Genomic DNA, 12,578 nt, shown 5'->3' with positions numbered 1-12,578 from the left:
CTAGTCCTCCAGCCCGACCAGCGAGCGCGAGAAAGCGCGGGCATTGAACGGTTGCAGGTCCTCGACGCCCTCGCCCACCCCGATCAGCTTGATCGGACTGTCGCTGGCCCGGGCCACCGGCACCAGAACACCGCCACGGGCCGTGCCGTCCAGCTTGGTCATGACAATGCCGGAGACGCCGACCTGGTTGCCGAAGATCTTTTCCTGGGCCAGGGCGTTGCGGCCGACCGTGGCGTCCAGCACCAGAAGGGTCTCGTGCGGATAGTCGGGATCGACCTTCTTCACCACCCGGATGACCTTCAGGAGCTCGTCCATCAGGCCCTGCTTGTTCTGCAGGCGGCCGGCGGTATCGATCAGCACGACGTCATAATGCTCGGCCTTGGCCCGCTCGACGGCCTCATAGGCCAGGGCGGCGGCATCAGAGCCGGTAGGCTTGGACATGAAGTCGGCCCCGGCCCGGTCGGCCCAGACCTTCAGCTGCTCGACGGCCGCGGCGCGGAAGGTGTCGCCGGCGGCGATCAGGACACGGGCCCCCTTCTCGGTCAGGTCCGACGCGATCTTGCCCAGGGTAGTGGTCTTGCCCGAGCCATTGACGCCGATGAACAGCACCACATAGGGACGCGGGCCTGACAGGGGATCAAAGCGGCCTTCGCGGTCAGCCAGTTCGGCGGCGACCAGCTCGGCCAGGGCTTCCTTGACCTCGTTCTCCGTCGAGGAGCGGCCAAACCGCGCCTTGCCGAAGGCCTCGGTGATGCGCGCGGCAATCTGAGGGCCCAGATCGGCCTCGATCAGCATCTCTTCCAGGGCGTCCAGCTGTTCCTGATCGAGGGGCTTCTTGGTGAAGACGCCCGCGACCTGCTCGGTCATGGCCTGGGACGACCGGGTCAGGCCCGATGTCAGGCGCTGGAACCAGCCTTGTTTCTGCTCGGGCTTATCGCTCATCAGCGCTCCTTTAGGGGAACGGGCGAAAGTGTAAATCAGATATTACCGCCACATGGTTTCCGCCGCCGGCCCGCCCGTGGCATGAACGGTCATGGACCCGCTCCTCGACCCGACCGCTGACCCCCTGGCGACGGCCCTGTTCTGGCTGGACTATGCTGCCGCTGCCGTGTTCGGGGCCACCGGCGCCCTGGCCGCCGCGCGGCGCAAACACGACATCATCACCTTCGGCTTCTTCGCGGCGATCACCGGCGTCGGGGGCGGAACCCTGCGCGACCTGCTGATCGGAGCCCCGGTCTTCTGGATCCAGAGGCCGGGCTATATCCTGGCCTGCCTGGCGGCGGCGGCAGTGATCTGGTCCCTGGGCAAGCGCGGCTGGCGGTTCCGGGCCCTGCTGTGGCTCGACGCCCTGGGCATGGCCGCCTATGCGGTGGTCGGCACGGCCAAGGCCCTGAGCCTCGGCGTCCACCCGATCACCGCCGTGGTGATGGGCGTCCTGACCACGGCCTTTGGCGGCGTGATCCGCGACGTGCTGGCCGAGGAGCCCAACCTGCTGCTGCGACGCGAGATCTATATCACGGCCGCCCTGCTGGGGGCCTCGGTATTCGCCGTATTGCAACTGCTGGGCGCGCCGTTCTGGCCGGCCGGCATCGCCGGCTTCGTCGCCGCGTTCGGCCTGCGGGCGGCGGCGATCAAGCTCGGCTGGAGCCTTCCGGGGTTCGCCGGCGGCGAAGTGATGGCGGCGGTCGAGGACGAATCGCAAGGCCGGCGCCCTAGGATCCAGAGCCATGATGATGAAATTTCATCATGACCATTCTCAAGATCAATAATCCTGCCCCTTGCCTTCGCCGTCAGAACGCACAATCTGACTGTAGCGGGCCGGGCCCCTCTGACGTACCACGCAGCTGAAGGGCGCGGTCGTGATGTCGGACCGCATCGGGTGCGCTCGATGCCGGGTCCAGTGGGTCGTCCCCCCCCCTCAAGAACCCAGCAACCCCGGCGTCGGGCGCACCCTCCCAACAGAGGAGAGCCCAAGATGTCAATCAGCACCCTTCAAGCCGCGCGAACGCGCATCGTCGAGACCTGGACCCCGGCCCAACTCGATCAACTCGACGCCCTGGTGGCCGCCTGCGCCCTGGTCGCCCAGGCCGATGGCTGGGTAACGCCGGATGAGCGGGGCCGGATGCTGGACCGCATGCGCGGTCTGCCGGCCCTGGCCCTGTTCGGAATCGATGATGCTCTGGAGGCCTTCGAGGCCCTCGACCAGCGCTTTGAGCAGGATCCTGAGACCGCCCGCTTCGAGGCCGAAATGGCCATTCGCCGCCTGCGCGGCCGGGACGATGTGGCCCGTCTGGTGGTCAATTCGGCCTGCGCCGTGGCGGCGGCCGATGGCGGACTGGATGCCGAGGAACGCGACGTCCTGTTGAGGATCTGCGATCTGCTGGCCCTGCATCCGATCCAGTTCGATCTGATCACGGCGGCGGGACGGCGATGAGAGTCGGCGGCTACGCACCCCCCACCGCCTGGGTCTCACCGCAACTGGCCCAGCAAGCCCTGGTCCAGGCGGCATCCCATGCCAGCCAGCCGACCGCCAAGCCCGTGACCGAACCTGACAGGGTCGATCGCAATCCGGCGCCGCGCCCCCTGAACCGGGGCTTTCTGGATATCCGCGTCTAGACCCTCCGGAGTCTGCTGGATCGTGACACTGCCCCTACAGGATTGACCTGTGGGGGCAGCCGTCATGCCGCGATGCCTCCGCCGTCAAGGCCTGCCTCAAGACCCATCCGCCGCGAACGACCTGAGCCTTTCAGGTCCGGCGGACCCTAGGACCTGAACAAAACCATGGAATTTCTGAACCTGCCGGTGATCGGCAAGCCGCTCTGGATGTGGGCGGGCTTCATGCTGGCGGTAGTCACCCTGCTGGCCTTTGACCTGGGCATACTGAACCGCAAGACCCGCGAGATCGGCGTCCGCCAGAGCCTGATGATGTCACTCGTCTATATCAGCCTGGGACTGGGCTTCGGCGGCCTGGTCTGGATGCAGCTGGGCGCGACCGCCGGGGTCGAATACCTGACCGGCTTCGTGATCGAGAAAAGCCTGGCGATCGACAATGTCTTCGTCATTGCCCTGATCTTCGGCTTCTTCGCCATTCCGCCGGCCCTGCAGCACCGGGTGCTGTTCTGGGGCATTCTCGGCGTGATCGTGCTGCGGGCCATCATGATCGGTGTCGGCGCCGCCCTGGTCAGCGAGTTCGGCTGGGTGCTGTACATCTTCGCCGCCTTCCTGATCCTGACCGGCGTGAAGATGCTGTTTGCCGGCGACAAGCCCATGGACCTGGCCAATAACCCCGCCCTGAAATGGCTGCGCCGCGTGCTGCCGATCAGCGACACGCTGCACGGTGACCGCTTCTTCGTTCAGGGCATCGACTCGCGTACCGGCAAGGCCGCCAGACTGGCCACCCCGCTGTTCCTGGCCCTGGTGCTGGTCGAGCTGGCCGATCTGGTGTTCGCCGTCGACTCGGTGCCGGCGATCTTCGCCATCACCACCGATCCCTATATCGTCTACACCTCCAACATCATGGCGATCCTGGGCCTGCGGGCCCTGTACTTCGCCCTGGCGGCCGTGTTGCACCGCTTCGCCTATCTCAAGCAGGCCCTGGCCGTGCTGCTGGTGTTCATCGGCGGCAAGATCTTCATCGCCGACGCCCTGGGCTGGGAGAAGTTCCCCGCCGCCCTGTCGCTGTCGATCACCTTCGCCATCCTGGCCGCCGGCGTCGGCTGGTCGCTGTGGAAGACCCGCAAGGCCCCCGCCCTTCCGGGGGCTCCCGGCGCAAGCGCCTAAGCGCTCGCCCGGTCCTCCGGGCGATCTGAAGAGGAACCGGGTCGGACCCTGTCCGGCCCGGTTTTTTCATGGCTGTGACGGGGGAAGTGACCCCTGCAGAAGGCCTGCGGGAATCCCTTTGTTCTGAGGTTGAAGATCGCGACGATGACTGCCGCAGTCGGGAACAAGCTGTGGCCGCTAGGTGTCGTGGTCCGGGTGCTGGCGCGACGCCACCGAGCCGCCCGGCCCGATCGGCGGCCGCACCGGCATCTGCGCCAGATGATCCATCCAGGCCGGCCGACCCTCGACAGCCAGCTGAACCCCGGGCTCAACCACCGACGGGTCATCGAAGGCGAAGACCGCCAGATCGATCTTGCTGTCGCTCCACGCGAAGGTCAGGGGCGTACCGCAGGCGGCGCAGAAGCCGCGCTGGATCTGATCCGAACTCTGGAAATGGGCCGGGGTGCCGCGCGTCCAGGTCAGGCCCGCGATCTCCACCGTCACCAGCGCCCCGAACGGGCCAGCGAAGGCCTTCTGGCACATGCGGCAATGGCAGATCGAAGCGCGGCCGGGGTCTCCCTCGACGCGAAAGCGGACGGCGCCGCACTGGCAGCCGCCGCTCAGGCTCATGCGTCCAGCTCGGCGATCACCCGTGATCCGTCGTGGCCGGTAACCCGGAAGGCCAGGATCTGACCCGAAGCCGCTTCGCCCGCAAAGGCGATCTCGGTGAAGTCCTCAGCCCGGGCGACGCCGTCGCGCTCGACCAGGCCCGACAGCACGCGGCCGACCTGGCGCTGAAGGTGGCGTTCGAGCCCCGCTTGCCCCGCTTCACGCAGGCGACGGGCGCGGTCCTTGATCACAGGGCCCTTGACCGGCGGCATGCGCGCGGCGGGTGTGCCGGGGCGGGCGCTGTAGGGGAAGACGTGCAGGAAGGCGAGGCCGGCTTCTTCCACCAGCTTCAGGGTGTTTTCGAAGGCCTCTTCCGTCTCGGTCGGGAAGCCGGCGATCAGGTCGGCGCCGAAGGCGGTGTCCGGACGCACGCGGCGCACCTCGGAGACCAGCTTGAGTGCATCCTCGCGGTTATGGCGACGCTTCATCCGCTTGAGGATCATATTGTCCCCGGCCTGCAGCGACAGGTGCAGATAGGGCATCAGGCGCGGCTCGGTCTCGAGCAGCCTGAACAGATCCGGATCGATCTCGGCCGCGTCGATCGACGACAGGCGCAGGCGCGGAAGGTCGGGCACCAGCTTGAGGATCCGGCCCACTAGCTGGCCAAGCGTCGGCTGGCCCGGCAGGTCGGTGCCCCAAGAGGTGACATCGACGCCGGTCAGCACGACCTCATTATAGCCCTCGGCGGCCAGACGGCGGATCTGTTCGACCACCTCACCGGCCGGGGCCGAGCGCGAATTGCCGCGTCCGAACGGGATGATGCAGAAGGTGCAGCGGTGGTCGCAGCCGTTCTGGACCTCGACATAGGCCCGGGCGCGGTCCTTGAGGCCGGCGATCAGGTGACCGGCGGTCTCCTTGATCGACATGATGTCATTGACCCGCACGCGGGTGGAGGTGTCGAGCAGGGCGCCGGGCGCGGCCTTTTCGGCATTGCCCAGCACAAGGTCGACTTCCGGCATGGCGGCGAAGGCGGCGGGGTCGATCTGGGCGGCGCAGCCGGTGACGATCAGCCGGGCGTCGGGCCGCTCGCGCCGCGCCTTGCGGATCGCCTGCCGGGCCTGACGCACGGCCTCATTGGTGACGGCACAGGTATTGAACACTACCGCGTCCGACAGGCCGTCGGCGCTGGCCCGGGCCCGGATGGCCTCAGACTCATAGGCGTTCAGCCGGCAGCCGAAGGTGACGACATCAACGCCGTCGGGGCCGGACGAGACCACCGCCGGTCCGCCCTCTTCGCCGGCTTTCGGCTTGGGCTTCGGCGTGGCCTTGATGACGGTATAGGTGGTCACGGCTTTGCGACGAACGCCGCGAAGGCGTCCTTCCAGTCAGGATGCCAGCGCGACAGGGCCGGGCGGTTTTCGATGATGTCGCCCATGGCCCAGGCCATGCGCTTTTCATCGACCGCGCGGGTGACGTCGTTGTCGGGGCACAGGATGTAGAAGTCACCGGCCTCGATGCGGGCCAGCATGAAGTGGACGACCTGCTCGGGCGTCCAGGCCGCGTCGGGCTTGCCGCCCGGACCGCGCTTGGTCATGCCGGTGAAGGTGTAGCCGGGGATCAGCAGGTGGGCAGTGACCTGGCAGTCTTCGGTCTGGCGCAGGGTGTGGGCCAGGCCCTCGGTCAGGGCCTTCACCGCCGACTTGCTGACATTATAGGCCGTGTCGCCCGGCGGCTGGGTGATGCCCTGCTTGGAGCCGGTATTGATGATCAGGCCGGGACGACCCGACAGGGCCATCTCCTCGCCGAACACCTGCACGCCGTTGATCACGCCCCACAGATTGACGTCGAGGATGCGCGACCAGGCGTCGTCGCCGGCGAAGGCGTCGCCACCGCCGCCGACCCCGGCGTTGTTCATCAGCACGTCGACCGCGCCGAACTTTTCGATCGCGACAGCCTTCAGGGCCTCAACGGCCGCGCGGTCGGCGACGTCGGTGGGCACGGCGATCGCGCCAATGGCCTCGGCTTCCTGTTTCAGCTTGCGACCGGTGACGTCGGCCATGACGACGTTGAGGCCCAGCTCGCGGAAGATCTTGGCGGCGGCCAGGCCGATGCCGTCGGCGGCGCCGGTAATGACCGCCGTCTTGCCGGCCTCAAGGGCGGGATGAAGGCTCATGCGACGACCTTCTCCGGCAGCTTGCCGGTGTATTCCAGGGTGATCGGGCCGGTCATGATCACGTGGCCGTCGGCCTCGCGCCATTCGATGACCAGGCTGCCGCTCTCGAATGCGACGGTGGCGGTGCGGTCGGTCAGGCCCCGGCGCACGGCGGCCACCTGGGCGGCGCAGGCGCCGGTGCCGCAGGCCAGGGTCAGGCCCGCGCCGCGTTCCCAGACTTTCAGCTTGATGTGATCGCGGGCGGCGATGTGGGCGAAGCCGACGTTCACACCCTGCGGGAACAGCGGGTGATGCTCGACCAGCGAGCCGGTGCCGGTGGCGAAGGCGTCGGTGACGGGCGCGTCGACGAAGAACACCACATGCGGATTGCCCATTGAGACGCAGACCGGGGTGTGGACCAGCGGCGCGTCGATCGGACCGACCTGCAGCTCGACCCGCTCGGTGTTCATCTCTTCCGACAGCGGGATCTGGGTCCAGTCCAGGCCGGGCCGGCCCATATCGACCGTGACCCGCTTGTCGCCGGCCATCAGGCCCGACAGGCGGCCGGCCACGGTATCAAAGGCCACGCTGTCCTTGCCGGCCGACTGCATCAGCAGCCAGGCCACGCAGCGCGTGCCGTTGCCGCAGGCCCCGGCCACCTCGCCGTCTGCATTCCAGAACCGGACATAGGCCGATGCGCCCGCGCTGCGCGGCGGGTCGATGGCGATGACCTGGTCACAGCCGATGCCACCATCGCCGCGTTTGGCGATGGCGCGGATCGCCTCCGGCGTCGGCTCGAAGGGCTGGCTGGCGGTCTCGATCACGACGAAGTCGTTGCCGAGGCCGTTCATCTTGAGGAAGGTGCGGCTCATGGTGGGGGCTATATAGTGGAAAACCGTCGCCAAGTCAGAGCCGGGTGTGTGCCGCGCTCATTTGACCCCCAGTCCGCGACCAGGAAGGACGCCTTTTGAGCAACAGGGACCAACAGGGCCTCCGCCTGCGCGCCCGTCTGCGCGCCCTCTATCACGGGGCCTCGCCGACCGCCGTGCGGTTCCGCTATGCGGTGATCGGCGTCGACCTGCTCGTCATCGCCTTTTTCATCGCCGCCCCGACGATCCGCAATCACGGCCTGGCCTTCTATCTCGCGGACTATGCGGCCGCGACCTTCCTGGCCCTGGACATGTCTGCCCGTGCCATCGCCCATGGCGACATCCGGGCCTGGCTGAAAAAGCCCATTGTCTGGGTGGATCTGTTCGTTCTGGCCACCCTGTTGTTCCCGACCTGGCTGCTGAACCTGGGGTTCCTGCGGGTGGTGCGACTGTGGACCCTGATCCACAGCGAGTTCTTCTGGCACACCGTGGGCCGGCGTTACGACAACACCCGCGTCGAGGAGATCGCCAAGGCCGCCTCGTCCTTGCTGACCTTCGTCTTCGTGATCACAGGCTTTGTCTATTCCAGCTTCGCAGGGCGGCATGACGGCGTGACCGGCTATGTCGACGCCCTCTATTTCACGGTCACCAGCCTGACCACCACAGGCTATGGCGACATCACCCTGCCGGGGGTTTGGGGCAAGCTGCTGTCGATCGCGACCATGCTGGGCGGGGTGTCGCTGTTCATAAGCCTGATCCAGTCGATCCTGCGGCCTCACAAGGTGACCTATCAGTGCCACGATTGCGGCCTTCGTCGGCACGATCCCGACGCCGTCCACTGCAAGGCCTGCGGCAAAATGCTGAACATTCCCGACGACGGGGTCTAATCCTCCGACAGTAGCTCTGGCGCGGGTCAGATTTTTCGATACCGTCCCGCGCCATGACCCTGCTTCGCACCTGTTCCGCCGGGGCCCTGGCCCTGACCCTGCTCTCCCACGGCGCCGCCCTGGCCCAGGACAGCGACCCGCATCTGGCCCTGGAGGCGGTGGAAAGCCCTGACTCCCTGGCCTGGGTGAACCGGGAAAACGACAAGACCCTGCCGATCCTGTCGGGCGATCCGCGCTTTGCCGGCCTGCAGGCTGAGGCCCTGACCATCCTGTCGGCGAGGGACCGCATCGCCGCGCCCAACTTCATCGGGACCAGCGTCTTCAATTTCTGGCAGGACGCGACCCATGTGCGCGGCATCTGGCGGCGCACGAGCCTGGCTTCCTACAAGACCGTTTCGCCGGTCTGGGAGACGGTGCTGGATCTGGACGCCCTGGCCAAGGTCGAGGGCAAGAACTGGATCTGGAAGGGAGCCGACTGCCGTCCAAAGACCCACGATCGCTGCCTGATCAACCTGTCCAACGGCGGCAAGGACGCGGTTGAGGTCCGCGAGTTCGACCTGACGACCAGGACCTTCGTGGAAGGGGGCTTCCGGTTGCCCGAAGGCAAGCAGAACGTCGAGTGGCTGGATGCCGACACCCTGATCCTGACCCGCGACTGGGGCCCCGGCACCACCACCGACAGCGGCTACGGCATGGTCATCAAGACCCTCAAGCGCGGTCAGGCCCTGAGCGACGCCGTCGAGGTGTTCCGCGGCCAGAAGGGCGACGTCTCGGCCCGGCCCAATGTGCTGCGCGACGCGGCTGGCAACCGGGTGGTTCTGATCGACCGGGCCACCGACTTCTTCCACACCGAACGCAATGTCTGGACAGACGGCAAGGTCGTGCCCCTGGCCATCCCGCAGAGGGCCGGTATCGCCGGCCTGCTGAACGGCCGGCTGATCGTCGAACTCAATGAGGACGGTCTGGGCGCCAAGGCCGGTTCGATCATTGCCGTGACACCGGACGCGGGCCTGGCCACCAGCCTGATCTTTGCCCCTTCGAGCGTGCAGGCGGTGGACCAGGTGACCGTCACGGATCGCACGGTGGTGGCCGCGATCTATGACAATGTGCGCGGCGGGGTCTTCACCTTCAAACCGGCAGGCGCGACCTGGACCAAGTCCACCCTGCCCGGCCTGCCCAATGCCTCGGTCTCGCTCGGCTCGCATTCCGACGAGGGCGACCAGATCTTCTACAGCGTCGAGGGCTTCACGACCCCGACCCAGCTTAAACTGGCCGATGCGGTCAGCGGCGCCTCCGAAACCGTCAAGGCCCTGCCGGCCCAGTTCGAGGGCGGCAATCTCGAGGTCGAGCAGAAGGTGGCGACCAGCAAGGACGGGACCAAGGTCCCCTATTTCCTGATCCATCCCAAGGGCCACAAGCACAACGGCTCCAACCCGACCCTGCTGCACGCCTATGGCGGCTTCAACCTGTCGAAACTGCCAGTCTATGACCCGCTGATCGGCAAGCTGTGGCTGGAAAAGGGCGGCAGCTATGCAGTCGCCAATATCCGCGGCGGCGGCGAGTTCGGGCCCGCCTGGCACGACGCGGCCCTGAAGGCCAACCGCCAGCGCGCCTTCGATGACTATTACGCCGTGGCCGAGGACATGATCGCCAAAAAGATCACCTCGCCGCGCCATCTGGGGGCCTATGGCCGCTCGAACGGCGGCCTGCTGATGGGCGTGGCCCTGACCCAGAGACCGGATCTGTGGAATGCCGTGGTGGTCGAAAGCCCGCTGCTGGACATGATCCGCTACACCGTGCTGCCGGCCGGCGCCTCGTGGATTGGCGAATATGGCGACCCGGCCATCCCGGCCGAACGGACCTGGATCGAGGCCTATTCGCCCTATCAGAACCTCAAGCCCGGGGTGAAATACCCGCTGGCCTATATCACCACCTCGACCAAGGACGACCGCGTCCATCCCGGCCACGCCCGCAAGTTCGCCGCGAGGCTGGACGACCTGAAGGTCGACCACCTCTATTTCGAAAACACCGACGGCGGCCACGCCAATGGCGCGGACCCCAAGTCCAATGCCCGCCGCTGGGCCCTTCACTATACCTACCTGTCGCGTCAGCTGATGGACCACTAGTTCTATGCGCAGCCTTGTCCTTGCCCTCCTCGCCTCCACGAGCCTGATGACCGCCTCCCACGCTGCCGAACCCGCTCCGGCCAAGGCCGAGATCCGCACGCCCCTGTCGGAGCTGGGCAAGGATGATCCCTATCTGTGGATGGAGGAGATCGAGGGAACCCGGGCGATGGACTGGGCCAAGGCCCGGAACGGCAAGACCCTGCCGGTCCTGCAGGGCGATGCCCGCTATGCGACGCTGGAGTCCCAGGCCCTGGCCATCCTCAATGCCAAGGACCGCGTCCCCGGTGTCTCGTTCGGCGGCGACGGCTCTCTGCGCAATTTCTGGCAGGACGCCAGCCACGTGCGCGGCCTGTGGCGTCAGACGACCCTCGAGAGCTACCGCACCGCCGAACCCGTCTGGGAGACCATCCTCGACATCGACGCCCTGTCGAAGTCCGAGAACGCCAACTGGGTCTATAAGGGCGCGAGCTGCCTGCCGCCGGAAGAGACCCGCTGCCTGATCACCCTGTCGAACGGCGGCAAGGACGCGGTCACGGTTCGCGAGTTCGATACCGCGACCCGGAGCTTCGTGGCCGGCGGTTTCGACCTGCCCGAGGGCAAGCAGAACTATAGCTGGCTGGATAAGGACACCCTGCTGGTCGCCCGCGAGTGGGAACCGGGCCAGGTCACCAAGTCGGGCTATGCCTATGTGCTGAAGACCGTGAAGCGCGGCCAGCCGCTGTCGGCGGCCCAGGAGGTCTATCGCGGCACCGAGACCGACGTGTCGGTCAGCCCCTTCGTTCTGCGCGACGCCGACGGTGTCACCCAGGCGGTGATCGCCTATCGCGGCGTGACCTTCTTCGAGAGCGAAAAGCACCTGTTGACCGACAAGGGTTCGGTCAAGCTGGACCTGCCCCTGAAAAGCTCGATCCAGGCCTTCGTCGCCGGACAGATGGTCGTACTGCTGGAGCAGGACTGGGCCGAAAAGGGCTTCAGGACCGGCGACCTGATCAGTTTCGACCTCGCCGCCCTGAAAGCTGCCCCGGCCACCACCAAGGCCATGCTGGTGCTGCGCCCGACCGCCCGCCAGTCGGTGGAGCAGGTCACCACCACCCGCACCAAACTGGTCGTGGCCCTGCTGGACAATGTCCGGGGCGTGGCCCAGGTCCTGACCCACGGGGCCAGGGGCTGGAGCGCGCAGAACCTCGCCCTGCCGGCCAATGCCTCGATCGGCCTGGGGTCCAGCGCCGAAAAGGACGAGCGCCTGTTCGTCACCGTCACCGGCTACCTGACGCCCTCGACCTTCTGGCTGGCCGATGCCGGAAGCCTGAAACTGGAACAGGTCAAGGCCTCGCCGGCGCGCTTTGACGCCTCAAGCCATGTGGTCGAGCAGTTCGAGGCCACCAGCACGGACGGGACCAAGATCCCCTATTTCGTCGTGCGCCCCCGGGCCGCCAAGGCTGACGGCACCAGCCCGACCCTGCTCTATGCCTATGGCGGCTTCCAGGCCTCGATGACCCCGGCCTATTCGGGCGTGATGGGCAAGCTGTGGCTGGAGCGCGGCGGCACCTATGTGGTGGCCAATATCCGTGGCGGCGGCGAGTTCGGCCCGGCCTGGCATGCGGCCGGGCTGAAGGAAAACCGCCAGAAGGTCTATGACGACTTCTTCGCGGTCAGCCAGGACCTGATCACCCGCAAGATTACCTCGCCCCGGCGGCTGGGAATCATGGGCGGCAGCAATGGTGGCCTGCTGATGGGCGTAGCCCTGACCCAGCGCCCCGAGCTCTACAATGCCATCGTCGTGCAGGTGCCGCTGTTCGACATGATCCGCTACAGCCAGATCGGGGCCGGGGCCTCGTGGGTAGGCGAGTATGGCGATCCGGCCATACCGTCCGAGCGGGCGGTCATCGCCAAGTATGACCCCTATTCCAACCTCAGGGCCGGCCAGAAATATCCCGAGGTCTTCATCGAGACCTCGACCAAGGACGACCGCGTCCATCCCGCCCACGCCCGCAAGGCGGCGGCGCGTCTCGAAGAGCTCGGCTATCCGGTCCTCTATTACGAGAATATCGACGGTGGTCACGCGGCCAGCGCCAACCTGGCCGAGACCGCCCGGCGCCAGGCCCTCGAATATGTCTATCTGTCGCGCAAGCTCATGGATTGATTGGATAAAGTCGATTTACCCGAAACGGGGTTT

The 12,578-nt window shown here is 66.8% G+C and carries 12 protein-coding genes; 7 read left to right on the top strand and 5 right to left on the bottom strand.

Going from position 1 to position 12,578, the window contains the following annotated elements:
• Window positions 1-942 carry a signal recognition particle-docking protein FtsY gene (gene ftsY, locus ACW17U_RS17515; RefSeq protein ID WP_062150776.1) on the bottom strand — a complete coding sequence of 314 codons (942 nt, stop codon included), beginning with the start codon at window positions 940-942 and terminating at the stop codon, window positions 1-3.
• A 91-nt stretch (window positions 943-1,033) separates the two neighbouring features.
• Between ftsY and ACW17U_RS17510 the strand changes: the two genes are divergently transcribed.
• From ACW17U_RS17510 to ACW17U_RS17495, 4 genes are all read left to right on the top strand, one after another.
• A complete protein-coding gene (locus ACW17U_RS17510) occupies window positions 1,034-1,750 on the top strand; it encodes a trimeric intracellular cation channel family protein (protein WP_492054116.1) in 717 nt (238 codons plus the stop codon).
• A gap of 225 nt (window positions 1,751-1,975) precedes the next feature.
• Complete coding sequence (locus ACW17U_RS17505; protein ID WP_084746145.1) at window positions 1,976-2,434, top strand: tellurite resistance TerB family protein; 459 nt, start codon at window positions 1,976-1,978, stop codon at window positions 2,432-2,434.
• Entirely contained in the window at window positions 2,431-2,616 is a 186-nt protein-coding gene (locus tag ACW17U_RS17500; protein WP_062150782.1) for a hypothetical protein, read from the top strand. Before ACW17U_RS17505 ends, ACW17U_RS17500 begins: the two co-directional genes overlap by 4 nt.
• A gap of 165 nt (window positions 2,617-2,781) precedes the next feature.
• Window positions 2,782-3,780, top strand: a complete 999-nt coding sequence (locus ACW17U_RS17495) for a TerC family protein (protein WP_492054113.1) — start codon at window positions 2,782-2,784, stop codon at window positions 3,778-3,780.
• A 177-nt stretch (window positions 3,781-3,957) separates the two neighbouring features.
• Here ACW17U_RS17495 and ACW17U_RS17490 read toward each other — a convergent pair whose 3' ends face one another.
• From ACW17U_RS17490 to dapF, 4 genes are read right to left on the bottom strand one after another with little or no spacing between them, the layout of a single operon-like run.
• The gene (locus tag ACW17U_RS17490) at window positions 3,958-4,389 is read right to left on the bottom strand and encodes a GFA family protein (RefSeq protein WP_492054111.1); all 432 of its coding nucleotides are present in this window, start codon (window positions 4,387-4,389) and stop codon (window positions 3,958-3,960) included.
• A complete protein-coding gene (gene mtaB, locus ACW17U_RS17485; RefSeq protein WP_492054109.1) occupies window positions 4,386-5,717 on the bottom strand; it encodes a tRNA (N(6)-L-threonylcarbamoyladenosine(37)-C(2))-methylthiotransferase MtaB in 1,332 nt (443 codons plus the stop codon). The genes ACW17U_RS17490 and mtaB overlap by 4 nt, the downstream gene beginning before the upstream one ends.
• Window positions 5,714-6,625, bottom strand: coding sequence for an SDR family NAD(P)-dependent oxidoreductase (locus ACW17U_RS17480; protein ID WP_492054107.1), 912 nt, complete (start codon window positions 6,623-6,625; stop codon window positions 5,714-5,716). Before ACW17U_RS17480 ends, mtaB begins: the two co-directional genes overlap by 4 nt.
• Entirely contained in the window at window positions 6,538-7,392 is an 855-nt protein-coding gene (gene dapF / locus ACW17U_RS17475; RefSeq protein ID WP_492054105.1) for a diaminopimelate epimerase, read from the bottom strand. Before dapF ends, ACW17U_RS17480 begins: the two co-directional genes overlap by 88 nt.
• A gap of 95 nt (window positions 7,393-7,487) precedes the next feature.
• Between dapF and ACW17U_RS17470 the strand changes: the two genes are divergently transcribed.
• Genes ACW17U_RS17470 through ACW17U_RS17460 form a run of 3 tightly spaced genes read left to right on the top strand, consistent with a single transcriptional unit; the run spans window position 7,488 to window position 12,545 of the window.
• Complete coding sequence (locus ACW17U_RS17470) at window positions 7,488-8,276, top strand: potassium channel family protein (RefSeq protein WP_062150794.1); 789 nt, start codon at window positions 7,488-7,490, stop codon at window positions 8,274-8,276.
• Window positions 8,277-8,329: 53 nt separating this feature from the next.
• On the top strand, window positions 8,330-10,402 hold the full coding sequence (locus tag ACW17U_RS17465) for a prolyl oligopeptidase family serine peptidase (RefSeq protein WP_492054103.1): 2,073 nt from the start codon (window positions 8,330-8,332) through the stop codon (window positions 10,400-10,402).
• 4 nt (window positions 10,403-10,406) lie between these two features.
• Window positions 10,407-12,545 carry a prolyl oligopeptidase family serine peptidase gene (locus tag ACW17U_RS17460; RefSeq protein ID WP_492054102.1) on the top strand — a complete coding sequence of 713 codons (2,139 nt, stop codon included), beginning with the start codon at window positions 10,407-10,409 and terminating at the stop codon, window positions 12,543-12,545.
• Window positions 12,546-12,578 lie beyond the last annotated feature (33 nt).

It is taken from the genome of Caulobacter sp. AVps16 (assembly GCF_058681455.1).
Note: the sequence above shows the minus strand (reverse complement) of the source record. Positions and strands in the feature narration are given on the sequence as shown.

What these genes read in the sequence shown, in the direction of transcription:
- ftsY (WP_062150776.1), bottom strand. Translation starts at nt 942, where the DNA reads ATGAGCGATAAGCCCGAGCAGAAACAAGGCTGGTTCCAGCGCCTGACA.
- ACW17U_RS17510 (WP_492054116.1), top strand. Translation starts at nt 1,034, where the DNA reads ATGGACCCGCTCCTCGACCCGACCGCTGACCCCCTGGCGACGGCCCTG.
- ACW17U_RS17505 (WP_084746145.1), top strand. Translation starts at nt 1,976, where the DNA reads ATGTCAATCAGCACCCTTCAAGCCGCGCGAACGCGCATCGTCGAGACC.
- ACW17U_RS17500 (WP_062150782.1), top strand. Translation starts at nt 2,431, where the DNA reads ATGAGAGTCGGCGGCTACGCACCCCCCACCGCCTGGGTCTCACCGCAA.
- ACW17U_RS17495 (WP_492054113.1), top strand. Translation starts at nt 2,782, where the DNA reads ATGGAATTTCTGAACCTGCCGGTGATCGGCAAGCCGCTCTGGATGTGG.
- ACW17U_RS17490 (WP_492054111.1), bottom strand. Translation starts at nt 4,389, where the DNA reads ATGAGCCTGAGCGGCGGCTGCCAGTGCGGCGCCGTCCGCTTTCGCGTC.
- ACW17U_RS17480 (WP_492054107.1), bottom strand. Translation starts at nt 6,625, where the DNA reads ATGGCGCGAGGCCGACGGCCACGTGATCATGACCGGCCCGATCACCCT.
- dapF (WP_492054105.1), bottom strand. Translation starts at nt 7,392, where the DNA reads ATGAGCCGCACCTTCCTCAAGATGAACGGCCTCGGCAACGACTTCGTC.
- ACW17U_RS17465 (WP_492054103.1), top strand. Translation starts at nt 8,330, where the DNA reads ATGACCCTGCTTCGCACCTGTTCCGCCGGGGCCCTGGCCCTGACCCTG.
- ACW17U_RS17460 (WP_492054102.1), top strand. Translation starts at nt 10,407, where the DNA reads ATGCGCAGCCTTGTCCTTGCCCTCCTCGCCTCCACGAGCCTGATGACC.